Raw genomic sequence first — 24427 nt, 5'->3', positions numbered from 1 at the left:
TCGAAGGGAATCGCTCATAACGCGACACTCCTCCCAATCAGACCGGTCACAGTTGGACCGCTCGGCGAAAGAAGCCGGAATCGAGGTTCGAGGAGCATCTCTCTGCCTGCCGCAGCAGGCGGGGCCGCCCCCGAGATCGGACATTGATCACTTGTTAGGTGGCACAAGTGATCGACGAGTTGGACCACAACAACCGCCGAGCCGGTCGGCCGCGCCGACCTCAGCTCATCGACTCGTCAACAAAGGCGCCCGGGGCCTGTATCGCACAGGCCCCGGGCGCCCCGGTCGTACGGACAGCGCTACAGCAGTCCGTCCCACATCTGCTCAAGCAGCACCGACCACCAGCTTTCCGGCGACGCGAGCGCCGCCGGGTCGAGCGCGACGAGCTGGGCCTGGAAGTCGACCGTCCAGCGGCCCGCCTGTTCCGGGTTGAGGTTGAAGCGCAGGCGCCACATCCGGCCGAGCAGGGCCAGGCAGCGTACGAACTCCGGCAGGCCGCTGTTCACGAACTGCGGCGCCACCGGCTGACCGCCCGGGCCCGCCTCCACCGGGACCGCGACGATGTGCGCCGTGCCGTACTGGACGCAGATCGCACGGCCGAAGTCGCTGCCCACCACCAGATACGAACCCGCGTCCGCCGCAGGCTGCACCTGACGCTGGGCCGCGAGCTCGGCCAGCGTCGGGACGACCGGCTGCGCGGGCTGGGCCCAGAAGAACGGGTTGAAGTCGCCCGGCAGACCCGCCCACACCAGCGTGGCCGCCACGATCTCCGGCACACCCTGACGCGAGACGCCCCGCTGGTCGAACCGGCAGATGCCCTGCGGCCCGAACGCGGCCACCAGCTCCTGCGCGATGCCCTCCGGAGGGATCGGCGGGGCCGGCGGCATCTGCGGCAGCGGGGCACGCACCGGCGCCGGGCGCGCCGGACCGTCGGCGACCTGGTGCAACTCGCCCTGGTGCGCCAGCAGTTGCCGCATGCCCTGCTGACGGGAAGCGTGGTCCCTGCCGTACGGAGCGATCGAGGTGATACGCGCCTGCGGCCAGGTCTCCCGGATCATCCGCGCGCAGTACGCACCGGGCAGCTCGCACGACTCCAGCTCGGTGTGCAGCTCAAGCACCTGCTGCGGCGGCACGTTCATGGCCCGCAGCTCGTGCAGGATCTGCCACTCCGGGTGCGGAGTGCCGGGCGCCGAGCGGCGGATCAGCTGGGCCTCGGAGCCGTCGGGCGCGCGGTAGCGCAGCACGGCCTGGTAGCCGGGGCCCACGGTGGGCATGCCGGTCGGCTGCGGCGGATAGCCGTACGCGGGCGGCTGACCGCCGTGCGGCGGCTGCGGCGCATGCGGTACGGCACCGGGCGGCGGGCCGGGAGGAGCACCGGGCGGGCCGGGCGGCTGGGGCGCGCCGGGGCCCGCCTGGGCGGGACCGGCGAGCATCGTCGCGGCATGGTGCACGCCACCACCGGGCGGACCGGGCGGCGTCGGCGCACCAGGGGCTCCGGGCGCTCCGGGAGGCTGCGGCGCGCCGGGACCGGTCTGGGCGGGACCGGCGAGCATCGTCGCGGCATGGTGCACGCCACCACCCGGCGGCGGAGTCGAACCGGGAGGGCCGGGAGGTCCGGGCGGGCCGGGAGGCTGCGGCGCGCCGGGACCCATCTGGCTCGGGTCCGCCATCATCGTCGCGGCATGGTGCACGCCACCACCCGGCGGCGGAGTCGAACCGGGAGGAGCGGGCGGACCGGGAGGCTGGGCCCCCTCCGGGCCGAGCTGCGAGACAAGCTGCGTCGGCAGGTAACCGCCCGCCGGAGCACCGGGAGCACCCGGCCCCGACGGCGGCGGCGTCGCGCCGGGCCGCGCGCCCGGAGTGCCGGGCGCGCCGGGCGGCGGCGGAGTCGTCGAACCGCTGCCGCGCGCTGCGCCGCGGGCGGCACGCGGAGGCAGGACCGCCTTGCTCGTGGCCGCGTCCGCGATGTCGGCGGCGCCGGGGCCGACGGGTGCGGCAGGTGCGGCGGGTACCCCGGGTCCGCCAGGTGCGGCGGGCACCGCGGGTCCGGCAGGCGCACCGGCGCCCGGCTGATCGAGGGTCTGGGAGACCGTGGTCCGCGGAAGCTGGCTGCCGCCCGACATCAGCGCGGTCGGCGCATCGGCGCCCGAAGCCGGCGGCGGGGTGTCGTCGTCGTCCGACCCGGAGATCGGCGGCGCGAAAACCGTGGCGGGCAACGGTACGGACACGTCGTCCGACCCGGCCCCGCTGGTGTCCGTCCACGGCGTGGCCCCGGGCGGCGTGGCGGGCACACCCTCGGAGGACGTGGGCTCGTAGCCACCGCCACCGCCACCGCCACCGGCGCTGGGCCAACCGGCCCCGCCCTGCGAGGCGTTGGCGCCGGACGACCCGACCGCAGACGCCTGCGAACCGGCCGAAGCCCCGGGCGAGGACCCGGCCGCGGGCCACGCCGAACCGGAGGCGGACGACGAACTCCCGCCCGCCTGCGAGGCGTTGGGGCCCGTCGCAGCCGAAGCCGCGGCGGGCGCCGACCAGTCCGCCCCCGACGACGGCACACCCGCACCCGCACCCGCACCCGCACCCGCCGGCTCGGCCACACCCGAACGCGGGGCACCCGCACCCGCCGGCTCGGCCGCACCCGAACGCGGGGCACCCGCACCCGCCGGCTCGGCCGCACCCGAAGGCGGGGCACCCGCACCCGCACCCGAAGGCGCCGCCGCCCCCGAAGCCGCATCCCGCTCCGGCGACCGCCGGTCCGGGATCCCGATCTTGTCCGCCGCCTCCTGGAGCCACTCCGGCGGGCTCAACAGGAAGGACGTCTGGTTCAGGTCGATCCGCTGCGGCTGCTCCGGCGCGGCCGCAGCCGCCTCCTGCACCCCGTACTCCTCCTCGTACCGGCGGATCACCTCACCCACCGGCAGTCCGGGCCACAGCGTTGCCTCACCACTGTCCCGCGCGATCACCAGCCGCTGCTCCCCGCCGTCCGAGCGCGCCCCGCCCTCGCGGTCCTCCGCCCACACCACGAAACCCAGCTCGAACTCCCGCACCCGCACCTCGCGGTGCTGATACGCGGGCACGTCGCCGTTGACCCACTCTTCCGCGCGCTCCTGCGCCTGCGCGAAGGTCACCATCGGACCGTCACCCCTCGTCCGCGATCGGGACGGCGCGCGCGAAGCCGCCGTCCACCATCAGGTTCGCCACGGTCTCCAGCTCCGGCGGATTACCCGCCAGACGGCGCAGAAAACCGTCGAAGTCGTCGCCGCACGGCAACAGCAGCCGCTCCACGCGCTGCTGCACGTCCCAGCCGTCCTGGTCCCGGGCGTCGTCGTACGCGCAGAACCACACCGAGCCGATCGCCGAACCCCTCACCTTCACGGCCAGGATGCCGCCCTGGACGAACGCGACGCCCAGATAGTCCTTCGTCAGATGGTCCCGCAGGCACTTGTTCACGTACACCAGGTCATTGACCGCGGCCTCGTCCCGCACCGTGAAGAACGGCTGGTCGACAAGGAGCCCCAACTCGGCGTCGAGCGCCGCCCCCACCGGGGCGCAGCCCCCCGCCGCCTTCAGGAACGTGCGGTACGCGCCGGGAAGCCGGTAGCCCAGGTCCTCCTCGACGCCCAGCAACTGCTGCTCGGTCACCGAGACCACGCCCTTGGGCAGCCCGAAGTGCGCGGGCCGGGTCTCCTGAAGCGGCCGCGTACCCCGCTTGCCGTGGTCCACGGGCGCCGTCGCCAGACCGCCGTGGTGCCGCAGCAGCGCCTTCACCTCGACCGGGACCAGCTCAAGACGGCGCGAGCCCGGCACGTGGTGCCAGGTCCAGCCGTGCGGCGTCGCGACCGCGGGAATCGTGTCCCACAGCGCATGGCCGTCGGCGTGCAGAGCCGCGTTCGCCGATACGTAGTCGGTGAGCCGCAGTTCGTCGACCCCGAAGCCCTCCGGGGGCTCGGCGATCTCCGCTGCCGCGCGCGCGTACGGCGAAAAGTCCGGATAGCCGTTCTCGTCCATCCGCACACCTCTAGGGTGGCGGGAGGCCCGGACCGGGTCCGGGAAGTTCACGAGCTGCCCGGCATAGGCGGCGTTCGGTGGCGCGGCCTTGTGCCCGAGCCGACCTGTCGTCATGGCGGTTGCCCCCTGCTGCGTTCCGGCTGGTTCAGGACAGCCTATGCGGTGGTGCAACAGGGAGGTCCGACGCTCCACCTCCATCACCAACAGTCACAATCGTGTGACCGAATGCCGACGGGTCGACACGTTTCAGTGCCCCCGCTTCCGCACCACGCGCCCCATTTGGCAGGCTGTCCCAGCAACTCGGGGGAGTGCAGGAGGGGACGAACACACCATGCACACAGCGCAACCGAATACATCGGGTGATCCACGCCTCAGTTGGAGCAGCACCGAGGCCCTCCAGCCGCCCGCCCTGGGCCACCGTCGCGACGGCATCCTGCCGGCCGTCGCCGCCGCACTCTCCGTACGCGGCGAGACCCTCACCTGCACCGCCGGAAAAGCCGACCAACCGCCCGCACTTCACCCACTCGTACAGGACTTCCTCGACACCCTCACCAGCGGCCAGCGCGAACGCTTCACCGGCCGCTGCCCCGAGGCGATCCTGCTCTCACGCCACCTCACAGCAGCCGAGTCGCAGCGCTCCAAACGGGCACAGCGCAGGCCACTGACCCACAGCGAGGCCAAACGGTCCTTGAAACAGGCGAAGTTGACGGCACGTAGGATCCGGGAGGACGGCGACCCGCTGCACGGCAGCTACGCACCACCCTGCCGGTCCTGTACGGCGATGCTCGACCACTTCGGGGTACGCCCCGTCGATCCGACCGCACCCGAGAACGGCTGATCCCCAACCAATGCCCGACCACCTGAGCACCACCCGGTTCCCGGTCGCCGTGGACGCCGCCCTGCGCGAGGCCGGATGGCAGCCCGGCCGCTGGGACATAAAGCTGGCCGAGCACTGGGCGGACACGCTGCGCTCGTACGTCTCGCCGGGCGGCCACCGGCACACAGTCTTTCCGGCAGCCGTCGAAGCCTGGGCGGAGTTCGGGGGACTGCGGGTGACAGCACCGGGCCCCGGGCGGCAGACGGCTCCGACGCCCGTGCGCTTCGACCCACTGGCCGGGCTGCACCTGGCACGTACGCTCGCCGACCTGGGGCGAGCGCTGAACACCGAAGTCGCCCCGCTCGGAGACGAAGGCGACAGCCAGGCCGTGCTCGCCATCGACGCCGAGGGCCGCGTCTACAGCCTGGACCACACCGGCGACTGGTACCTCGGCCCGGACATCGACCGGGCACTCGCCACCCTGGTCACCGGCATCCAGCCGACCCGCCTCACTCTGGGCTGAAACACCTCTCAGGCGGACTCGCGATACCCGTCCCGGTCCGGCAGCACCGCCGACACCCGAAAGCCGCCCGCATCCGTCGGCCCCGACACGAACACCCCACCCAGGGCAAGCACCCGCTCCCGCATCCCCACCAAGCCGTTCCCGCCACTGGGCAACCCCGCGTCCGCCGCCGTACCGCTGGCGTCCGGAGCACCGTTCTCCACCTGCATGGCCACCTCGGCGTCACGACGCGCGAGGCGCACCAAAACCTTCGCTCCCGCCGCGTGCTTGTGGACATTCGTCAGGGCTTCCTGGACCACGCGGTACGCGGTCTGCTCAACCTCCGGCGCGTACACCCGCACCTCGCCCTGGACCGCGAGCTCGACCACCATCCCCGCCTGCCGGGACTCACCCACCAGACCCTCCAGATCCGCCAGGCTCGGCCCGTCGTCGGCCGCCGCAGCCGCAGCGGCGGCAGCAGCCACCCCGACAGCGGCCAGCGGCACCGGCGCCACCGCGCGCTCCTTCTCCCCGGCACGCAGCACCCCAAGCATCTCCCGCAGCTCGGTCAGCGCCTGACGGCCCATGTCCCCCACCAGCGCGGCATTCTTCACAGCCTTCTGCGGATCCTTCAACGCGACCGCCTGCAGCGCCGCAGCATGCACCACCATCAGGCTCACCCGGTGCGCCACGACGTCATGCATCTCCCGCGCGATCCGGGTCCGCTCCTCCGTCCGCGCCCACTGGGCCCGCTGCTCGGCCCGGTCGGCCAGCAGCGACAGCTCCTGCTCCAACGAGTCCGCGCGCTCGCGCAGGCTCTCCATGAGCCGGCGTCTCGCCCCTATGTAGAGGCCGAAAAGCACCGGTGGCGCCGTCAGGCCGAGCGACATGAAGCCCGCCATCGTCGGTACGTACCAGGCGCCCGGCTCCGGATCGAAATCCGCGGTCGAGACGTCCTGCTGTACGCGTACGAAGGTGACGATCAGCGTCGCGGACAGCGACATCCCCGCGAGCGTCGCGGTGATCCTGCGCGGTACGTCGGACGCGGCGAGTGTGTACAGCCCGACGACGCCCATGAGATAGCCCATCTCGGCCGGCGTGGTCGCGATCGACACCAGCACCACGGCGATCGGCCATCGCCGCCGCAGCACCAGCACGGATCCGACGATCAGCCCGAAGAGCACCCCGACGGGCACGGGAATCGCGGCCTTGTCCGCGAAGCCCACACCCTCCAGAGCGCACTCGAAGGCGGAGACGAGCCCGAGCCCCACGTCCAGTGCGACACTGCGCCGTCGTCCCCACCACAGCCAGGTACGGGCGGGCCTGCCCGTGGCGTCCTGCTGTGCCCCCGTTGTGGTCATGCATCCAGCCTACGGGCGGACGCGAGTCATTTTCCGGGGAGTGGGACAGCACGGAACGAGTTCGAACAGGAACGAAACAGGCGTAGATCGCACGATCCGGTGAATCGAGCGGACTTTCGACCTGGACGTCCGCATTCCGGACGACGCTCTCCGTATGACAGAGATCCACGGCAAGTACGCCGACTTCGACGGGCTCCGCGAGCAGGCGATCGCGCTGCGGCGGGAGGGCCTCAGCCGCCGCCAGATCCGCGACCGGCTCTACGTCGACAACAACGACATCCTCAACCGCCTGCTGGAGGGCGAGCCGCCACCGGAATGGACGAAGCGCCCGAACGCGAAGGACGACCTGCGGGAGAAGGCGCGGGAACTGCGGCTCCGGGGCATGACGTACGACCAGATACAGGTCGAGCTGGGGTGCTCGAAGAGTTCGATCTCGCTTTGGGTACGGGACCTGCCGAAGCCGGAACGCCGAGACCCGTCCGAGCAGGCGAAGCTCGCCTCCCGCAAGCGCTGGGAGCACGAGGGACCCCGGCGAGAGGCTGAACGTGAGAAGACCAAGTTGGCGGCTTTCGACGAGGTTGGTCAGCTCACGGACCGAGAGCTGTTCCTGATCGGAGTCGGGCTCTACTGGTCCGAAGGCTCAAAGAGCAAACCCCATCGCCGGCAAGAGACGGTCGTCTTCATCAACAGCGACCCAGGCATGATCCGCGTCTACCTAGCCTGGCTCGCACTGCTGGGAGTGCAGCGGGACAGCTTGCGCTATCGCGTCATGATCCACGAGTCCGCCGACGTGGATGCCGCCGAGCGCTACTGGGCCGCCCTCGCCGGTGTCGACGTATCCGCCTTGAGCAAGACGACGCTGAAGAGCCACAACCCGAAGACTGTCCGCAAGAACGTTGGCGACGGATATCGCGGGTGCTTCGTCATCCGCGTCCTGGGGTGCGCCGAGCTCTACCGTCGCATCGAGGGCTGGTGGTGCGGCATAGTGGTCGGCAGCGTTTCGGGTGGAGATCCTTCTCCGACTCCGTGACGTGCGTTCCGCCGTAGTGTAATTGGCAGCACGGCACCCTTTGGAGGTGTTCGGTCTAGGTTCGAGTCCTAGCGGCGGAGCTGCACCACTTGCCGGGTCCTGACCTCACCGTCAGGACCCGCCCTTATTTGGCCCCTGAAACCCCCCGGTATCCTTCGGATGTCCACCACCCGAAGCCGAAGGGCATTCCCGTGAGCTCCAACCGCCCGGCAGCCGTCGTCGTCCTCGCAGCGGGTGAGGGCACCCGCATGAAGTCGAAGACCCCCAAGGTCCTGCACGAAATCTGCGGGCGCTCGCTCGTCGGACATGTCGTCTCCGCGGCACGCGAGCTGGACCCCGAGCAGCTCGTCGTCGTTGTCGGCCACGCGAGTGAGCAGGTCAGGGAGCATCTCGTCGAGCAGTACGCCGGCACCCGCACCGCCTATCAGGCCGAGCAGAACGGCACCGGCCACGCCGTGCGGATGGCGCTCGAAGAGCTCGGCCAGACCCCCGAGGGGACCGTCGTCGTCGTGTGCGGCGACACCCCCCTCCTGTCCGGCGAGACGCTGACCGCGCTCGCGGCGACGCACACCGCCGACGGCAACGCCGTGACCGTGCTGACCGCCGAGGTGCCCGACTCCACCGGCTACGGCCGGATCGTGCGGGACGGCGTCACCGGCGCCGTCACCGCGATCGTCGAGCACAAGGACGCCACCGACGAGCAGCGTGCCATCCGGGAGATCAACTCGGGTGTCTTCGCCTTCGACGGGCAGCTGCTCGCGGATGCGCTCGGCAAGGTGCGTACGGACAACAGCCAGGGCGAGGAGTACCTCACCGACGTCCTCGGCATCCTGCGCGAGGCCGGTCACCGGGTCGGCGCCTCGGTCGCGGGCGAGCACTGCGAGATCCTCGGTATCAACAACCGTGTCCAGCTCGCCGAGGCGCGCAGGCTGCTCAACGAGCGTCTGCTGGAGCGGGCGATGATGGCCGGAGTCACGGTCGTCGACCCGGCGTCGGTGTTCCTCGATGTGACGGTGACCTTCGAGCGGGACTCGATCGTGCACCCGGGCACCCAGCTGCTCGGTGCGACGCACCTGTCCGAGGGCGCCGAGGTCGGCCCCAACTCGCGCCTCAAGGACACGCATGTGGGCGCGGGTGCCCGCGTGGACAACACGGTGGCGGACTCCGCGGTGGTCGGCGAGTCGGCCTCGGTCGGTCCGTACGCGTATCTGCGCCCGGGTACGAACCTCGGCCTCAAGGCGAAGGCCGGTACGTATGTGGAGATGAAGAACGCCACGATCGGCGAGGGCACCAAGGTGCCGCATCTTTCCTACGTCGGCGACGCGACGATCGGCGAGTACTCGAACATCGGCGCCGCGAGTGTGTTCGTGAACTACGACGGCGAGACGAAGCACCACACGACGATCGGCTCACACTGCAAGACGGGCTCGGACAACATGTTTGTGGCTCCCGTCACGGTCGGGGACGGCGCTTACACCGCGGCGGGCTCGGTCATCACGAAGGACGTGCCCGCCGGTTCGCTGGCCGTCGCGCGGGGCCAGCAGCGGAATATCGAGGGCTGGGTGGCCCGTAAGCGCCCCGGCAGCGCGGCCGCGCAGGCGGCCCAGGCGGCAACGGAAGCGGTCGCCGAGGAGAACTGACCGGAAACGGGTGCGCCGATCTCGGCGTACCGTGATACGTGCACGCAAATTCGGCTGGCTCGCGCTCAGTAGACCCGCGGCCAGAGAACACGTCTGAGGAGACTGTGCTGTGACCGGGATCAAGACGACCGGCGAGAAGAAGCTGATGCTCTTCTCCGGCCGCGCCCACCCCGAGCTGGCCGAGGAGGTCGCGCACCAGTTGGGTGTCGGCCTGGTGCCGACGAAGGCTTTCGACTTCGCGAACGGCGAGATCTATGTCCGCTTCCAGGAGTCGGCTCGTGGTGCGGACTGCTTCCTGATCCAGAGCCACACGGCTCCCATCAATAAGTGGATCATGGAGCAGCTGATCATGATCGATGCTCTCAAGCGGGCCTCGGCCCGGAGCACCACCGTGATCATCCCGTCGTACGGCTATGCCCGGCAGGACAAGAAGCACCGCGGCCGCGAGCCGATCTCGGCCCGTCTGATCGCCGATCTGCTGAAGACCGCGGGTGCGGACCGCATCCTTACGGTCGATCTGCACACCGACCAGATCCAGGGCTTCTTCGACGGCCCGGTCGATCATCTGTCGGCGCTGCCGGTCCTCGCGGACTACGTGGGCGCGAAGGTCGACCGCAACAAGCTGACCGTCGTCTCCCCCGACGCCGGCCGTGTGCGCGTCGCCGACCGCTGGTGCGACCGTCTGGACGCCCCGCTGGCGATCGTCCACAAGCGCCGCGACAAGGACGTCGCCAACCAGGTGACCGTGCACGAGGTCGTGGGTGAGGTCGAGGGCCGCGTGTGCGTCCTCGTCGACGACATGATCGACACCGGTGGCACCATCTGCGCCGCGGCGGACGCGCTGTTCGCGCACGGTGCGGAGGACGTGATCGTGACGGCGACGCACGGCATCCTGTCCGGTCCGGCCGCGGACCGTCTGAAGAACTCCAAGGTGAGCGAGTTCGTGTTCACGAACACGCTGCCCGACCCGGGCGATCTGGAGCTCGACAAGATCACGGTGCTGTCGATCGCGCCGACGATCGCGCGCGCGGTGCGTGAGGTGTTCGAGGACGGTTCGGTGACGAGCCTCTTCGAGGAGCAGGCGTAAGCGCCGCAGTCGTGTACGAGGAAGGGCCGCACCCGGTGGGTGCGGCCCTTCTCGTTGATCGATTGGGTGGCTCGGGAGGCTCCGGGTAGACTGGCGCAGTTGCTCGGCGAGGGAGGCCGTACCCACTGGTACGGCGGTCCGTTATCGACGCGCTCTTCGTAGCAGGCCTGTCGTGGCCGGGTGACCGCCACCAGATTTTTCTGCCATACGAGGAGTGCACATGTCCGAGGTGAAGCTCGCCGCCGAGATCCGTACCGAGTTCGGCAAGGGTGCGGCCCGTCGCGTCCGCCGTGAGAACAAGGTTCCCGGTGTTCTGTACGGGCACGGTTCCGACCCGGTCCACATCACGCTGCCGGGCCATGCGCTGCTGCTCGCTCTGCGTACCTCCAACGTGCTGCTTGCCGTGGACGTCGAGGGCAAGACCGAGCTGGCCATCCCGAAGGCCGTTCAGCGTGACGCGATCAGGGGCTACCTGGAGCACGTCGACCTGCTCATCGTGAAGCGCGGCGAGAAGGTCAACGTCGAGATCCCCGTCCACACCGAGGGCGAGCTGGCCCCGGGTGCGTACCTGGTCGAGCACGTGCTGAACGCCCTGCCGGTCGAGGCAGAGGCCACGCACATCCCCGAGTCCGTCACGGTCTCCATCGCGGGCCTTGCGGCCGGCGACTCCATCCTCGCCAAGGACGTGCCGCTGCCGTCGGGCACGACCCTGGCCGTCGAGGACGACACGGTCGTCCTGCAGGTCCTGGCCGCGCAGGCGGAGGAGCCGTCCGCCGAGGCCGAGGGCGAGGGCGAAGTGGCCGCCGAGGCCTGAGCCGTAGGGGGTGTCTGAGCTTGGCTTGACGGGGTGGCGGGCTGCGGCCCGCCACCCCGTTTCCCTGTCCGTACGCAAACTGTCGGTACGCACATGCTGTACGCACATGTCCGTACGCAACCGCACGCGAGGAGACGCAGCGCAGATGTCCGACGCGAACGCCCCTTGGCTCGTCGTGGGTCTCGGCAATCCCGGGCCCGACTACGCCGCGAACCGGCACAACGTCGGGTTCATGGTCGCCGACCTCCTCGCGGAGCGCGTCGGCGGCACGTTCAAGCGCGCGCAGAAGGCGCAGGCGCAGGTCCTCGAGGGCCGGATCGGCCCTCCGGGGCTCGGCAGCCGCCGGGTGATCCTCGCCAAGCCGATGTCGTACATGAATCTCTCCGGCGGCCCGGTCACCTCGCTGCGCGACTTCTACAAGGTGCCGCTCGCCAACATCGTGGCGGTCCATGACGAACTGGACATCGACTACGGCATGTTGCGGCTGAAGCTTGGCGGCGGCGACAACGGGCACAACGGCCTGAAGTCCATGACGAAGGCGATGGGCCCGGACTATCACCGGGTGCGGTTCGGGATCGGCCGTCCGCCGGGCCGGATGCAGGTCGCGGACTTTGTGCTGAAGGATTTCTCCTCGGCGGAGCGCAAGGAGCTGGGCTACTTCGTGGACCGCGCGGCGGACGCGGTGGAGTGTCTGGTGATCGACGGCCTGGAGCGGGCGCAAAGTACGTACAACTCCTGATAAGCCCGGGCCCCAGGTTGACCGGGCGCGCGCCCATGGCCAAGGATCGCGCCCTATGAGCTCGAACCGGACTCGCATGCTCCTCTACGGTCGTCGTGCCGCGATGGCCGGTGTTGCCTTGCTGCTCCTCGTCGCGGGCTTCTGGGCGTCGTGGGGCGACGCACAGCACGTACTGCTCGCCAAGGGCCGCGAGCACGGCACGCTCACGGTGGCCGACTGCGGCGAGAAGACCTGCACCGGTCCGTACGACCCGGAGGGCACGGCCGCTCCCCGCGAGGGCATGACGATCGAGAGGTCGGTCGCCGTGAAGAAGGGCGCGAAGCTCCAGGTGGTCCTCAAGCCGGACAGCGACGAGTTGGTCCGCACCGGTACGGCGGGCGCGTTGCATGCCTGGCTCCCGATGGGGGGTGCCCTGCTGCTCGCGGCTCTGGTCATCGGGGGCGGGCTGCGGCTGACCCGGATCGCCTGGGCGACGGCGGCGGCGGGCGGGGCGCTGCTGGTGGGAGCCTTCCTCGCGCTCTGAGCCCGCACCTGACGCGCGGGCCCGAGAGTCCCAACCGCCTTACCGGAACGTCGCATTCACCTGATCGTTATCCAGGACTATTGGGGCAATCGGTAGTTCATGGTGCGGATGCGACACCAAGTGTCTTGACGGACGCGCGGGTTCACAGGACGCTGAGCCGCCACCCCCACGGCACCTGTCCCTTCTCCCGTTGGATTGCCCATGCGCACCCTCAGGTCCACCGGCGCCCTGGTGGCTGCAGCGGCGCTCTCGCTGCTGGCCGCACCCGCCGCGCACGCCACCCCTCCCGGCGACAACGGCACCGTGAAAATCCACGACGCCAAGACCGGCGAAGAACTCAAAAAGAACGAGCCGCACGTCTGCTCGTTCTATCTCGACGCCTTTGGCTTCGACGGCGCCCAGGAAGTCGACTGGAAGATCGTCGAGATGCCGCCCACGGGCACCAAGGGCAAGCTCGCGGACAGCGGTTCGCTGACGCTCGACGGCGAGGGTCACGGCCGTACGGACGACAAGACCCTGCCCGACGGGCACTACAAGCTCATCTGGAACTTCGACGGCGAGCACGGCGAGGCCAAGCACAAGGTCTTCTGGACCGACTGCGAGGACGACAGCGAGCCGAGCGAGCAGCCTTCCGGCACCCCTTCCGAGGAGCCTTCCGGGAAGCCCTCCGAGGAGCCGACGACCGAGCCCACCTCGTCCGACTCCGCAGCCCCGACGGCTGCCCCGTCCCCGTCCGCCAACGGCGGCGGTGACTTGGCGGAGACCGGTTCGAGCGCCCCGGTCGGGGCCATCTCGGCGGTCGCCGCGGCGCTGGTCGGCGCGGGCGGCTACCTTCTCGCGCGACGCCGCAAGGTCCAGCAGCACTGACGCGTCAGTATGAGGAACGGCCCCTCCCCGTGCGGGGAGGGGCCGTTTCACGTGCCGCGAGCCGTGCCGTCAGCCGGTGTTGCGCAGGCCCGCCGCCACACCGTTGACCGTCAGCAACAGCGCACGCGCCAGCAGCGGGTCCGGCTCCTCGCCCTTCTCCGCCGCCTGGCGCTGGCGCGCCAGCAGCGAGACCTGGAGGTAGGAGATCGGGTCCAGATACGCGTCACGGATCGCGAAGGTCTGCTGCAGCGCCGGGTTGGAGTCGAGCAGCCGCTCACCGCCCGAGATCCGCAGCACCTCACGCACCGTCAGCTCGTGCTCCGCCTCGATCGCGCCGAAGACATGCTTCAGGTGCTCGGGGACGAGCGTGTCGACGTAGTGGCGGGCGATCCGCAGGTCCGTCTTGGCCAGCGTCATCTCGACGTTCGCGATGAAGTTCCGGAAGAAGTGCCACTGTTCGCGCATCTCGTCCAGAACCGTGTCCAGGCCCGCCTCGCGCAGCGCCTTGAGGCCCGAGCCGACGCCGAACCAGCCCGGCACGATCTGCCGCGACTGCGTCCAGCCGAAGACCCACGGGATGGCCCGCAGACCGTCGAGCCCGGCCCCGCTGTCCGGGCGGCGTGACGGGCGCGAGCCCAGGTGGAGGTCCGCGAGCTGGTCCACGGGCGTGGCCGCGAAGAAGTACGCGGGCAGATCGGGGTCCTCGACCAGCGTCCGGTAGGCGTCGTGCGCGGCGTCCGAGACCGTGTCCATCGCCGCGTCCCAGCGCGCCAGCGCCTCGTCCGACTGGCGCGGCGAGGTGTGCAGCGCCGAGGCCTGCAGCGTCGCCGCGACCGTCAGCTCCAGGTTCTCCCTGGCCAGCGACGGGATCAGGTACTTGTCGGAGATGACCTCGCCCTGCTCGGTCACCTTGATCTCGCCCTCGAGCGTGCCCCACGGCTGCGCGAGGATCGCGTCGTGCGAGGGGCCGCCGCCGCGGCCGACGGTGCCGCCGCGGCCGTGGAAGAGCCGCAGCCGTACGCCGTGGCGGTGCGCGACGTCACGCAGCCTGCGCTGCGCGCGGTGGATCTCCCACTGCGAGGTGGTGATGCCGCCGAACTTCGACGAGTCGGAGTACCCGAGCATGACCTCCTGGACGTCCCCGCGCAGGGAGACCAGACGCCGGTAGGAGGGGTCGGCCAGCATGCCGTCGAGGATGACGTCCGCGGCCTTCAGCTCGTCCGTCGTCTCGAGGAGCGGCACGATGCCGATCTTCGCCCAGCCCGCGTGCAGGTCGATCAGTCCGGCCTCGCGCGCCAGCACCGCCGCCGCGAAGACGTCGTCCGCGCCCTGGCACATCGAGATGATGTACGACTCGATGACCTCGGGCCCGAAGCGCTCGAAGGCCTCCTTGACGGTGTGGAAGACCCCCAGGGTCTTCTCTCCCGCCGCGTCGAGCGGCGCGGGCGTCGGCGCCAGCGGCCGCCGCGAGCGCAGTTCCTTGGCGAGCAGCTTCTGCCGGTAGTCGCGCGGCATGTCGGCGTAGCGCCAGGACTCCTCGCCGAGGCGGTCGAAGAGCTGCCCGAGCGCGTGGTGGTGGGCGTCCGCGTGCTCACGTACGTCCATCGTCGCCAGCTGCAGTCCGAAGGCCGCGAGCGTACGGATCGTGCGGTCCAGGCGGCCGTCGGCGAAGAGCCCGCCGCGGTGCGCGCGCAGCGAGGTCTGGATCAGGGTGAGGTCGTGCAGCAGCTCGGCCGTGCCGAGGTAGTCGCGGCCCTCGGCGTGTGGTGTGCCCTTGGCGAGGCGCTCGCGGGTGTTGACGAGCTTCTGCCGGATGCAGGTGGCCTTGAGGCGGTACGGCTCCTCGGCGTTCAGGCGCTTGTAGCGGGGGCTGATCTCCGGCAGCAGCTCCAGGTCCTGCTGGAGGGAGCTCAGCAGCTCCTCGCTCGCGCCGGTGTAGCGGATGGAGTTGGAGAGCAGTCCGCGCAGGCCGTCGATGGCGTCGAGCGCGTCGGTGATGCCGTGCTCGTGCTGGAGGATCAGCACCTCCCAGGTCACCGCGGGGGTGACATTGGGGTTGCCGTCGCGGTCGCCGCCGATCCAGGTGCCGAAGGTCAGCGGCCGGGTGCCCGTGGGCAGTTCGACGCCGACCCGCTCCAGCTCGGCGGCGAGGTCCTCCAGGACGTCGCCGACGGCACCTGCGTGCAGTTCGTCGAGGTAGTAGATCGCGTTGCGCGCCTCGTCGGCCGGCTCGGGCCGTACCACCCGCAGCTCGTCGGTCTGCCAGATGAGATCGATGCTCTCGGCGAGCCGCAGATCGTGCCGCCGCCGGTCGGCGGGGCTGACCGGGGTCTCCAGCAGCTCGGCGATCCGGCGCAGCTTGTTCAGTACGGAGCGCCGGGCGGCCTCGGTCGGGTGGGCGGTGAACACGGGCCGGACGTTCAGATTCCTGACCGTCTCGCGCAGATGCTCGGGGTCGGCGTCCTTGAGCCGGTCCGCGGTGCGGGCCAGCAGGCCGCCCTCGGCCGCGCGCCGCTCGCGCATCTCGTGGCCGCGGTGCACCTGCTCGGTGACATTGGCCAGATGGAAGTACGTGGAGAAGGCCCGCACCAGCTTCGCTGCGGTCTCCAGGTCGGTGTCGCCCAGCAGCTCGGCGGCGGCCTCACCGTCGCTGCGCGTCAGGGCCCGGACCCGCTCGACGAGCTCCAGGAGCTCGGGGCCCTCCTGGCGGACGAGGGTCTCGCCCAGAAGGTCGCCCAGTCGGCGGATGTCGGCGCGCAGCTCGGTACTGGCGGTGGGGGTCTGGTCGGCACTGCTCACAGGTGCGGCTCCTTGCAGTGTTTGAGCACGTCTGGAGGGGTCTGGAGGCTGCGGACCGCGCTGTCCGACGACACCCAGGATAGGTGGCCTTTTCTTTGTCGTCCGCCGCCGTTCTCCACAGGTCTCTTGCCGCGAGGCTGGGCACTGCCATACTTACGTTGCCGTAGGTTACGCGTCCGTAACGCGGTATCTGTTGTGATCTCTCACCCCACAGGGGAACCCCATGACGACAAGCCCCGATCTGCTGAACGACGCCCCCGAGACCCCGTCGGCCGACCTCTCCTATGCCACGCTCAGCGGGGACAGCAAGCGGTCGATCGAGCAGATCGCCCTGCTGCTCTTCATCACGGTGCCCTTCGTCGCCCTGCTCGCGGCCGTGCCGCTGGCCTGGGGATGGGGGGTGAGCTGGCTCGATCTTGGCCTGCTCGTGGCCATGTACTACATCGGCTGCCACGGCATCACGATCGGCTTCCACCGCTATTTCACCCACGGCTCCTTCAAGGCGAAGCGCCCGCTGCGGATCGCGCTCGCCGTCATGGGCTCGCTGGCCGTCGAGGGCCCGCTGGTGCGCTGGGTGGCCGACCACCGCAAGCACCACAAGTTCTCCGACGCCGAGGGCGACCCGCACTCGCCCTGGCGTTTCGGCGAGAGTGTCCCCGCGCTGATGAAGGGCCTGTGGTGGGCGCACATCGCCTGGATGTTCGACGAGGAGCGCACTCCGCAGCACAAGTACGCACCGGACCTGATCAAGGACCCTGCGCTGCGCCGGATCTCCCGTGACTTCATCTACTGGACGATCCTCTCGCTCGCGATCCCGCCGCTGGTCGGCGGACTGGTGACGATGTCGTGGTGGGGCGCCTTCACCGCCTTCTTCTGGGGCTCGCTCGTCCGGGTCGCACTGCTGCACCACGTCACCTGGTCGATCAACTCCATCTGCCACGCGGTCGGCAAGCGCCCCTTCAAGTCCCGCGACCGCTCGGGCAACGTCTGGTGGCTGGCGGTGCTGTCCTGCGGCGAGTCCTGGCACAACCTCCACCACGCCGAGCCGACGAGCGCCCGCCATGGCGTGCTCCGCGGCCAGGTCGACTCCAGTGCCCGGCTGATCCGCTGGTTCGAAAAACTGGGCTGGGCGTACGACGTGCGCTGGCCCAGCGCGTCCCGTATCGACGCCCGGCGCAAGAGCGAGGCAGCCGACCCGGCATGATTGACGACGTGGCGATCGACGGCAGTAGCAGCGGTACGGACAAGAAGCGGCCCACCGGAAGCCGGCGGGCCCGTCGGGTCCGGATGACCGGGGCGGAGCGCCGGGAGCAGCTGCTGGACATCGGCCGCACCCTGTTCGCCGAGAAGGGCTTCGAGGGCACATCGGTCGAGGAGATCGCCGCGAAGGCGGGTGTCTCCAAGCCGGTGGTGTACGAGCACTTCGGCGGCAAGGAGGGGCTGTACGCCGTCGTGGTCGACCGCGAGATGCGCCAGCTGCTCGACATGGTCACCGGCGCGCTGACCGCGGGGCACCCGCGGGAGCTGCTCGAACAGGCGGCGTTCGCGCTGCTCGACTACATCGAGATGTATACGGACGGTTTCCGCATCCTCGTCCGTGACTCGCCCGTCGCCCAGTCGACGGGCACCTTCGCCTCGCTGATCAGTGATATCGCGACCCAGGTCGAGGACATCCTCGGCCTGGAGTTCAAGGCTCGCGGCTTCGATCCGAAGCTGGCTCCGCTGTACGCCCAGGCGCTGGTCGGCATGGTCGCGCTGACGGGCCAGTGGTGGGTGGACGCCCGCCGCCCCAAAAAGGCCGAGGTCGCGGCGCATCTGGTGAACCTGGCGTGGCACGGGCTGGACGGTCTGGAGCAGAAGCCGCGACTGATTGGGCACCGCAAGAGCTGACCGGGCTCACGGCGAATCGGATGGTCCCCGGATCCCGTACGCAGAGCGCCCCGTCACGCCGGATCGCCGGTGGGCGGGGCGCTCCCGCGCGCTCAGAGGGCCCCCGTCCCCGTCGGCTCCAGGAACTCCAGCCGGTTGCCGACCGGGTCCTCGGAGTAGAAGCGACGGTGGCCGGGGAGGTTGTCGTCCCAGACCACCTTCGCGCCGCGCTCCTCCAGCCGCGCGGCATACGCCTCGATCCGAGTCACCCGCAGGCCCGGGTGCGCCTTCCTGGCCGGACGGAAGTGACACTCTCCGCCTCCGGCGGGGGCGGCCTCCATGCCCAGATGGAGCTGGACGGTTCCTGCCCGGAACCAGCAGCCCCCACGGCCGGCGAGGACCGGCGGCTTGGGGATCTCCGTCATGCCGAGCACATCGGTGTAGTACGCGCGCAGGGCTTCCTCCGCCCCTAAGGGCGCGGCGAGTTGGACATGGTCAACAGAGACCAGCATCACGACCCCTTTCGTGCGACGGCGAAAACGCGGCGGAACGGGAACACCGTGCCGTGCGGGCCCGGCGGGTAGGCCTTGCGGAGCAGGTCGCGGTACTGGCCGAGGAATTCGTGCTCCGCGTCGGGATCCTCCGCGAGTTCGGTCAGGACCGGGCGCAGGGCCGTGCCCTTGACCCAGTCGAGCACCGGGTCCTCCCCGGTGAGGAGTTGGAGATAGGTGGTTTCCCAGGTGTCCGTCTCGCAGCCGAGATTCACCAGGCGGCCGAGATAGTCGGCCGGCTCCAGGATGTGCACATAGCGGCGGCCGTGGTCGCGGAGGCGCTCGCGCCATTGCGGGGTGTCGCAGAGCTCGGCGAGCAGGGCGTGGCTGGGGGAGGTGAAGTTGCCCGGTACCTGGAAGGCGAGGGTGCCGCCGGGGTTGAGGCTGTCGACCCAGAGGGGAAAGGACTCGGGATGGTTGGGCACCCATTGCAGTGCGGCGTTGGAGACGATCAGGTCGTACGGCGCCTCGGGCGTCCAGTGCGCGGCGTCGGCGGGCCTGAAGTCGAGCCAGCCGCCGCCGGCCGTGGTGCCCGCGTGCTCCTTCTCCGCGATCGCGAGCATCTCGGGAGAAAGGTCGAAGCCGGTGATGTGGGCGTCGGGCCAGCGGTCGGCGAGCAGTGCGGTGACATTGCCGGGGCCGCAGCCGATGTCCGCGATACGGGCGGGCCGGCCGAGGTCCGGCAGTTGCGGTATTCGGTTGAGCAGGTCCAGGAACGGCCGGGTCCGGTGCCCTGCATGGCGCAGGTACTGATGCGGATCCCAGGTTGGTTGGGCGGAATGCATGTTCGAGCCCCCTTAGTGGAACGGTGTGCCGAAGCGGAACGAGGTTCCGGCCCGACCATGCCCAAGGTTGAGCCCGAATATATCTTGATGTCAAGAGACTTCACGTCGACAGACCCTCTACACTGATCGACATGGAGGACGAGGTCGATCGACTGGTCGCAGCATGGCGCCGTGAGCGCCCCGACCTCGACGTGGAACCGCTCGAGGTGCTCAGCCGTGTCTCCCGGCTCGCCCGCCATCTCGACCGGGCCCGCCGGCTCGCGTTCTCCGAGCACAATCTGGAGCCGTGGGAGTTCGACGTGCTCACCTCGCTGCGGCGCGCGGGGGCTCCGTATCAGCTCTCGCCCGGCCAGCTGCTGACCCAGACCCTGGTCACCTCCGGCACGATGACCAATCGTATCGACCGGCTCGCCAAGAAGGACCTGGTTGAGCGACTGCCGGACCCCAGTGACCGGCGCGGGGTGCTGGTGCGCCTCACCCCCGAGGGGCGGGACCGCGCGGACCAGGCACTGGCCGCGCTGCTCGCGCAGGAGCGTGCGATCCTCTCCGAACTGTCGCGGGCACAGCGGGCCGAACTGGCCGCGTTGCTACGCCAGTTGACCGCCCCGTTCGACAACGTCCCCGGCTAGGTCGACCGGGCCGACACCTGCGCGGCGCGCGAGAGCGACCGCGGCGAGGGTGGAATGGACGCCCAGCTTCCCCAAAACGTTCTGCATATGCGTGCGGACGGTGTGCGGAGACAGAAACAGGCGCTCGGCGACGGCCTTGCGCCCCAGGCCCGCGACCATACAGCGCAGTACCTCCCGCTCCCGCGGGGTCAGCGACTCCACGAGCCGTTCGCTCTCGGTGCGGTGCTTGCGGGCCGCGGTCAACTCCCGCAGTACGCCCGTGAGCAGGGCGGGCGGCAGATGCGTCTCGTCCCGCAGCACGCCGCGTATCACCGCGAGCAGCCGCTGCAACGAGCAGTCCTTGGCGACCCAGCCGGAGGCACCGGCCTGGAGCGCGAGGGCGGCGCGGCGCGGGTCGTCCTTCTCGGCGAGCACGACGGTACGGACCGCGGGCTGGCCGGAGCGGACGCCGGCGACCAGGGAGATGCCGTCGACGAGGCTCTCCTCGCCGTTGTCCGGCACGGCACGGGCGACCACGGCGCGGGCGCCGGGCACCGGCTGGGTGCCGAGGTCGGCGTCGACGAGCATGACATCGAATCTGCGCCCCTCGACGGCCGCACGCTCCAGACACCGCAGCGCGGCCGGACCGCTGCCGGCCGCGGCGACATCGACGTCGGGCTCGGCGGCGAGCGCGGCAGCGAGCGACTCGGCGAAGATTCGGTGGTCGTCCACCACCAGGACCCGGATACGAACCACAGACACCCCCAGTGTCGGAGGACGGACCGGCGCGGGAACGGCGCCCGGAGAAATGGGGTACTACAGCGGTCGCTCGGCCGCCGCCGTGCTGTGACTGATACCCCGCCCCGGGCGTCGTACCCGACTGTCTCGCCCCCTGATCAACACCGGCCCCCACCGGTGCTGAGCATCAGCGTACGGCTGGGTGGCCGGAGCGGAAGGCTATTTACAGAACTGATTGGCCAGGCTGTTCAGGGTGTGCCTCGTGTTTCGTATTGAGACAGAAGTCGACAAAGATCGGCGCAGGCAGGGTCGATCCCCTGCCGCTTCCCGGCGGTGACATATACGGCACGGCCGCACATCCGGCCCGCCCGGCGATGGAGAACATACGGCCGAAGGTCGCGCGGGGCCCCTACCCCCGCATTCAGGGGCGGCACGTCCCGCTCAGGACACGCGCGTCGCGCCCGCGGACGGGATGGCCGTAAAGATGCGCGGCTCGGTGCAGCCCTCCGTCGCGAAGGACTCCAGGAGCGACGTGCGCACCGTCGCCGACGTCGACGTCTCCGTGAGGACGATCGCCGAGCCGCCGAAGCCGCCCCCCGTCATCCGCGCGCCCAGCGCGCCCGATGCGAGGGCCGTGTCGACCACCAGGTCCAGCTCCGGGCAGGAGACGCGGAAGTCGTCCCGCAGCGAGGCATGGCCCTCGGTGAGGACCGGGCCGATCGCGCGGACCTCGCCGGACTCCAGGAGCGCGATCACCCGCTCGACCCGGTGGTTCTCGGTCACGATGTGCCGTACCAGGGGGCGTACTTCAGGGTCCTCCAGCCGGGCCAGCGCCGCCTCCAGGCCGGTGTACGGGACGTCCCGCAGCGCGGGGACGCCGAGTGCCGCCGCGGCCGATTCGCAGCCCGCGCGGCGTTTGCCGTACTCACCCTCGCTGTGGGCGTGCTTCACGCGGGTGTCGGCCACCAGGAGTTCGAGGCCGAGCGCCGCCAGGTCCAGGGGGATCTGGCGCTGCGAGAGGTCCCGGGTGTCCAGGTGCAGGGCGTGGCCCGCGGTGCAGCAGGCCGAGGCTGTCTGGTCCATGATTCCGGTGGGCGCGCCGACGTAGACGTTCTCGGCGCGCTGGCACAGCCTGGCCATGCGCCACCGCTCCAGGCCCAGTTCGTACAGGTCGTTCAGGGCCAGCGCCGTGACGACCTCCAGCGCCGCTGACGAGGACAGGCCCGCGCCGGTCGGGACCGTCGACTCGTAGTGGATGTCCGCACCGCCCACCGGGTGGCCCGCGTCCCGCAGCGCCCAGACCACGCCCGCCGGGTAGTCGGTCCAGCCGCCCGGGCCGCGCCCGGGCGCGAGGTCGGCGACGCGCAGTTCCACCGCGCCGCCCTCGACGTCCGCCGAGTGCAGCCGCAGCACCCCGTCGTCGCGCCGCGAAACCGTCGCGACGGTGGTGTGGGGCAGCGCGAAGGGCATCACGAAACCGTCGTTGTAATCGGTGTGTTCACCGATCAGATTCACCCGTCCGGGCGCCGCCCACACACCGTCGCTCATGCCCCGCTGTCCCTCCCCCGGGCGAAGTCCCAGGCGTCGGAGACGATTCCCGCCAGATCCGCACGGCTCGGCTGCCAGCCCAGGCGTTCCTGCGCGGTGGCCGCGGAGGCGACGAGCACCGCCGGGTCGCCGCCGCGGCGGGCCGCCATGACTTCCGGGACGGGGTGCCCGGTGACCTTCCGAACGGTCTCGATGACCTCACGGACCGAGAAGCCGTTGCCGTTGCCGAGGTTGCAGATCAGGTGCTCGCCGGACTTCGCCGCGTCCAGCGCGAGCAGATGCGCGTCGGCGAGGTCCGCGACATGGATGTAGTCGCGTACGCACGTGCCGTCCGGCGTCGGGTAGTCGTCCCCGAAGACGGAGATCGACTGCCTCTTTCCGAGCGCGACCTGGAGTACGAGCGGGATGAGGTGCGACTCGGGGTCGTGGCGTTCGCCGTAACTGCCGTACGCGCCTGCCACGTTGAAGTACCGGAGCGAGACCGCCGCCAGGCCGTGCGCCACCGCCTCGCCCGTGATCATGTGGTCGACGGCCAGCTTGGACGCGCCGTACGGGCTGGTGGGCGCGGTCGGGTCGGTCTCCGTGATGGGCGTGGAGACGGGTTCGCCGTACGTCGCCGCGGTGGAGGAGAAGACCAGCTTGCGCACTCCCGCGGACCGCATGGCCGCGAGCAGCTCCATCGTCCCGCCGGCGTTGTTCGCCCAGTACTTCTCGGGCTTGATCACGGACTCGCCGACCTGCGAGCACGCCGCGAAGTGCAGCACCGCGTCGTACGAGGAGTTCAGCCACCTGGCGGCATCGCGGATGTCGCCCTCGACGAAGGCCGCGCCCGCGGGGACGCCCTCGCGGAAGCCGGTGGAGAGGTTGTCGAGGACGGTGACTTCGTGCCCCGCCTCCAGCAGGTGCTGCGCCACCACGCTGCCGACATATCCCGCACCGCCTGTGACCAGGTATTTCGGGGGTCCGGGGGTCGCCCCCCGGGTAGATACAGACTTGCTCACTCGCTCGCTACCTCTCGCAGTCGCTCGGCCGCGGTCTCCGGCGGCACATCGTTGATGAACACGCTCATACCGGACTCGGAACCCGCGAGGAACTTCAGCTTGCCGGAAGTGCGGCGGATGGTGAAAAGCTCAAGATGCAGCCCGAAGTCACTCCGGTTGACGTCGCGGAAGGGCGCCTGGTGCCAGGCCGCGATGTACGGCGTCGGCGGTTCGGCGTCCCCGAAGATCCGGTCGAAGCGCCTCAACAGTTCCAGATAGATCTGTGGGAACTCTGTGCGCGCCGCCTCGTCCAGCGCCCGCAGGTCCGGGACCCGCCGGCGCGGGTAGAGATGCACCTCGTACGGCCAGTGCGCCGCATACGGCACGAAGGCGACCCAGTGCCCGCCCTCCAGCACCACCCGTACGCCCTGCGCGCGCTCCCGTTGAACGACATCGTCGAAGAGATTGCGCCCGGTTCTGGCCCGGTGCTCGGCGGCCGAGCGCAGCATGAGCGAGGTCCGGGGCGTCACAAAGGGGTACGCGTAGATCTGCCCGTGCGGATGCCCCAGCGTGACGCCGATCTCCGCGCCCCGGTTCTCGAAGCAGAAGACCTGCTCCACCTGCGGGAGTTCGGCCAGGTCGGCGGTGCGGTCGGTCCAGGCGTCGAGGACCAGTGCGGCCTGCGCCTCGCTGAGGTCGGCGAAGGAGGCGTCGTGGTCGGAGGTGAAGCAGACGACCTCGCAGCGGCCCCAGGCGCCGGCCAGGGACGGAAAGCGGTTCTCGAAGACGGCGACGTCGTAGTCGGCGGCGGGGATCTCGCTGAGGCGGCCGTCCCGGGACGGGCAGAGGGGGCATTCGTCGGCCGGCGGGAGGTAGGTGCGGCCCTGGCGGTGCGAGGCGATGGCGACACAGTCACCGAGGAGCGGGTCGTGGCGGATCTCGGAGGTGGTGGAGATGGGATCGAGCGGCCGCCGGTCGACGGCATCGCGTACGGCGTCGTCGCGGGAGTCGTAGTAGAGCAGCTCACGACCGTCGGCGAGCCGGGTCGATGTCTTCTTCACCTGGGGCTCCCTCGGCCTCCCAACACACAGAACCGAACATAACAAATCACAAGCCAACAGGTCACGTCAATGGGTGGGCAGGCGGCAGAGAGCGCTTGCA

Annotated in this window: 22 protein-coding genes and 1 tRNA gene; 13 read left to right on the top strand and 10 right to left on the bottom strand. The window is 70.4% G+C overall.

The features are described from left to right. Nucleotides 1-299 precede the first annotated feature (299 nt). Together OG905_RS24125 and OG905_RS24120 are read right to left on the bottom strand one after the other, a co-directional pair. A complete protein-coding gene (locus OG905_RS24125) occupies nt 300-3131 on the bottom strand; it encodes an SUKH-4 family immunity protein (RefSeq protein ID WP_328676990.1) in 2832 nt (943 codons plus the stop codon). Between the two features lie 7 nt (nt 3132-3138). After that, nucleotides 3139-4122, bottom strand: coding sequence for an SMI1/KNR4 family protein (locus OG905_RS24120; protein ID WP_328676988.1), 984 nt, complete (start codon nt 4120-4122; stop codon nt 3139-3141). Between the two features lie 217 nt (nt 4123-4339). On the opposite strand from OG905_RS24120, the gene OG905_RS24115 reads away from it, so the two are divergent. Both OG905_RS24115 and OG905_RS24110 read left to right on the top strand, forming a co-directional pair. Next, nucleotides 4340-4846, top strand: a complete 507-nt coding sequence (locus OG905_RS24115) for a YwqJ-related putative deaminase (protein WP_328676986.1) — start codon at nt 4340-4342, stop codon at nt 4844-4846. A gap of 10 nt (nt 4847-4856) precedes the next feature. Beyond that, entirely contained in the window at nt 4857-5348 is a 492-nt protein-coding gene (locus OG905_RS24110; protein WP_328676984.1) for an SUKH-3 domain-containing protein, read from the top strand. 8 nt (nt 5349-5356) lie between these two features. Here OG905_RS24110 and OG905_RS24105 read toward each other — a convergent pair whose 3' ends face one another. Next, nucleotides 5357-6688 (bottom strand): sensor histidine kinase, encoded by a 1332-nt coding sequence (locus OG905_RS24105; RefSeq protein ID WP_328676982.1) that lies wholly within the window; start codon nt 6686-6688, stop codon nt 5357-5359. Nucleotides 6689-6842: 154 nt separating this feature from the next. On the opposite strand from OG905_RS24105, the gene OG905_RS24100 reads away from it, so the two are divergent. The 8 genes from OG905_RS24100 (at nt 6843) to OG905_RS24065 (ending at nt 13388) form a co-directional block, all read left to right on the top strand. Then, on the top strand, nt 6843-7718 hold the full coding sequence (locus OG905_RS24100) for a hypothetical protein (protein ID WP_328676980.1): 876 nt from the start codon (nt 6843-6845) through the stop codon (nt 7716-7718). Between the two features lie 7 nt (nt 7719-7725). After that, nucleotides 7726-7798: transfer RNA gene (locus tag OG905_RS24095), tRNA-Gln, on the top strand. 111 nt (nt 7799-7909) lie between these two features. Further along, nucleotides 7910-9358 carry a bifunctional UDP-N-acetylglucosamine diphosphorylase/glucosamine-1-phosphate N-acetyltransferase GlmU gene (gene glmU, locus OG905_RS24090; RefSeq protein WP_328676978.1) on the top strand — a complete coding sequence of 483 codons (1449 nt, stop codon included), beginning with the start codon at nt 7910-7912 and terminating at the stop codon, nt 9356-9358. 109 nt (nt 9359-9467) lie between these two features. Continuing rightward, nucleotides 9468-10445, top strand: a complete 978-nt coding sequence (locus tag OG905_RS24085; protein WP_328676976.1) for a ribose-phosphate diphosphokinase — start codon at nt 9468-9470, stop codon at nt 10443-10445. Between the two features lie 220 nt (nt 10446-10665). Next, entirely contained in the window at nt 10666-11259 is a 594-nt protein-coding gene (locus OG905_RS24080) for a 50S ribosomal protein L25/general stress protein Ctc (protein WP_328676974.1), read from the top strand. Between the two features lie 145 nt (nt 11260-11404). Then, nucleotides 11405-11998: an aminoacyl-tRNA hydrolase gene (gene pth / locus OG905_RS24075; protein WP_328676972.1), complete on the top strand. Its 594-nt coding sequence runs from the start codon at nt 11405-11407 to the stop codon at nt 11996-11998. 55 nt (nt 11999-12053) lie between these two features. Continuing rightward, a complete protein-coding gene (locus tag OG905_RS24070; RefSeq protein WP_328676970.1) occupies nt 12054-12521 on the top strand; it encodes a hypothetical protein in 468 nt (155 codons plus the stop codon). A gap of 201 nt (nt 12522-12722) precedes the next feature. Beyond that, a complete protein-coding gene (locus OG905_RS24065; RefSeq protein ID WP_328676968.1) occupies nt 12723-13388 on the top strand; it encodes a PT domain-containing protein in 666 nt (221 codons plus the stop codon). Nucleotides 13389-13457: 69 nt separating this feature from the next. Here OG905_RS24065 and ppc read toward each other — a convergent pair whose 3' ends face one another. Continuing rightward, nucleotides 13458-16187, bottom strand: a complete 2730-nt coding sequence (ppc, locus tag OG905_RS24060) for a phosphoenolpyruvate carboxylase (protein WP_328676966.1) — start codon at nt 16185-16187, stop codon at nt 13458-13460. Nucleotides 16188-16410: 223 nt separating this feature from the next. On the opposite strand from ppc, the gene OG905_RS24055 reads away from it, so the two are divergent. Next, nucleotides 16411-17391, top strand: coding sequence for an acyl-CoA desaturase (locus tag OG905_RS24055; protein ID WP_328676964.1), 981 nt, complete (start codon nt 16411-16413; stop codon nt 17389-17391). Next, nucleotides 17388-18077 carry a TetR/AcrR family transcriptional regulator gene (locus OG905_RS24050; RefSeq protein WP_328676963.1) on the top strand — a complete coding sequence of 230 codons (690 nt, stop codon included), beginning with the start codon at nt 17388-17390 and terminating at the stop codon, nt 18075-18077. Before OG905_RS24055 ends, OG905_RS24050 begins: the two co-directional genes overlap by 4 nt. A gap of 92 nt (nt 18078-18169) precedes the next feature. Here OG905_RS24050 and OG905_RS24045 read toward each other — a convergent pair whose 3' ends face one another. Both OG905_RS24045 and OG905_RS24040 read right to left on the bottom strand, forming a co-directional pair. Next, on the bottom strand, nt 18170-18568 hold the full coding sequence (locus OG905_RS24045; protein ID WP_328676961.1) for a VOC family protein: 399 nt from the start codon (nt 18566-18568) through the stop codon (nt 18170-18172). After that, a complete protein-coding gene (locus OG905_RS24040; RefSeq protein WP_328676959.1) occupies nt 18568-19392 on the bottom strand; it encodes a trans-aconitate 2-methyltransferase in 825 nt (274 codons plus the stop codon). The genes OG905_RS24045 and OG905_RS24040 overlap by 1 nt, the downstream gene beginning before the upstream one ends. Nucleotides 19393-19523: 131 nt before the next feature. Here OG905_RS24040 and tamR point away from each other — a divergent pair, with 131 nt between their 5' ends. Continuing rightward, on the top strand, nt 19524-20021 hold the full coding sequence (gene tamR / locus OG905_RS24035; protein WP_328676957.1) for a MarR family transcriptional regulator TamR: 498 nt from the start codon (nt 19524-19526) through the stop codon (nt 20019-20021). Here the strand turns inward: tamR and OG905_RS24030 are convergent. The 4 genes from OG905_RS24030 to galT all read right to left on the bottom strand — a co-directional run bounded on the left by OG905_RS24030 (nt 19980) and on the right by galT (nt 24327). After that, complete coding sequence (locus OG905_RS24030; RefSeq protein WP_266478692.1) at nt 19980-20756, bottom strand: response regulator transcription factor; 777 nt, start codon at nt 20754-20756, stop codon at nt 19980-19982. The genes tamR and OG905_RS24030 overlap by 42 nt on opposite strands. Nucleotides 20757-21179: 423 nt before the next feature. Continuing rightward, nucleotides 21180-22286 (bottom strand): galactokinase, encoded by a 1107-nt coding sequence (gene galK, locus OG905_RS24025; protein ID WP_328676955.1) that lies wholly within the window; start codon nt 22284-22286, stop codon nt 21180-21182. Continuing rightward, nucleotides 22283-23287 carry a UDP-glucose 4-epimerase GalE gene (gene galE / locus OG905_RS24020; RefSeq protein WP_328676954.1) on the bottom strand — a complete coding sequence of 335 codons (1005 nt, stop codon included), beginning with the start codon at nt 23285-23287 and terminating at the stop codon, nt 22283-22285. Before galE ends, galK begins: the two co-directional genes overlap by 4 nt. Next, the gene (gene galT / locus OG905_RS24015; RefSeq protein ID WP_328676952.1) at nt 23284-24327 is read right to left on the bottom strand and encodes a galactose-1-phosphate uridylyltransferase; all 1044 of its coding nucleotides are present in this window, start codon (nt 24325-24327) and stop codon (nt 23284-23286) included. Before galT ends, galE begins: the two co-directional genes overlap by 4 nt. Nucleotides 24328-24427: the final 100 nt, after the last annotated feature.

This window comes from Streptomyces sp. NBC_00322 (assembly GCF_036147535.1).
Classification (GTDB): domain Bacteria; phylum Actinomycetota; class Actinomycetes; order Streptomycetales; family Streptomycetaceae; genus Streptomyces.
Note: the sequence above shows the minus strand (reverse complement) of the source record. Positions and strands in the feature narration are given on the sequence as shown.

Coding starts and splice junctions, on each gene's coding strand:
- OG905_RS24065 (WP_328676968.1), top strand. CDS start 12,723: ATGCGCACCCTCAGGTCCACCGGCGCCCTGGTGGCTGCAGCGGCGCTC.
- OG905_RS24040 (WP_328676959.1), bottom strand. CDS start 19,392: ATGCATTCCGCCCAACCAACCTGGGATCCGCATCAGTACCTGCGCCAT.
- tamR (WP_328676957.1), top strand. CDS start 19,524: ATGGAGGACGAGGTCGATCGACTGGTCGCAGCATGGCGCCGTGAGCGC.
- OG905_RS24110 (WP_328676984.1), top strand. CDS start 4,857: ATGCCCGACCACCTGAGCACCACCCGGTTCCCGGTCGCCGTGGACGCC.
- OG905_RS24055 (WP_328676964.1), top strand. CDS start 16,411: ATGACGACAAGCCCCGATCTGCTGAACGACGCCCCCGAGACCCCGTCG.
- OG905_RS24115 (WP_328676986.1), top strand. CDS start 4,340: ATGCACACAGCGCAACCGAATACATCGGGTGATCCACGCCTCAGTTGG.
- OG905_RS24125 (WP_328676990.1), bottom strand. CDS start 3,131: ATGGTGACCTTCGCGCAGGCGCAGGAGCGCGCGGAAGAGTGGGTCAAC.
- pth (WP_328676972.1), top strand. CDS start 11,405: ATGTCCGACGCGAACGCCCCTTGGCTCGTCGTGGGTCTCGGCAATCCC.
- OG905_RS24045 (WP_328676961.1), bottom strand. CDS start 18,568: ATGCTGGTCTCTGTTGACCATGTCCAACTCGCCGCGCCCTTAGGGGCG.
- galK (WP_328676955.1), bottom strand. CDS start 22,286: ATGAGCGACGGTGTGTGGGCGGCGCCCGGACGGGTGAATCTGATCGGT.
- OG905_RS24050 (WP_328676963.1), top strand. CDS start 17,388: ATGATTGACGACGTGGCGATCGACGGCAGTAGCAGCGGTACGGACAAG.
- OG905_RS24100 (WP_328676980.1), top strand. CDS start 6,843: ATGACAGAGATCCACGGCAAGTACGCCGACTTCGACGGGCTCCGCGAG.
- OG905_RS24105 (WP_328676982.1), bottom strand. CDS start 6,688: ATGACCACAACGGGGGCACAGCAGGACGCCACGGGCAGGCCCGCCCGT.
- OG905_RS24070 (WP_328676970.1), top strand. CDS start 12,054: ATGAGCTCGAACCGGACTCGCATGCTCCTCTACGGTCGTCGTGCCGCG.
- OG905_RS24120 (WP_328676988.1), bottom strand. CDS start 4,122: ATGACGACAGGTCGGCTCGGGCACAAGGCCGCGCCACCGAACGCCGCC.
- OG905_RS24080 (WP_328676974.1), top strand. CDS start 10,666: ATGTCCGAGGTGAAGCTCGCCGCCGAGATCCGTACCGAGTTCGGCAAG.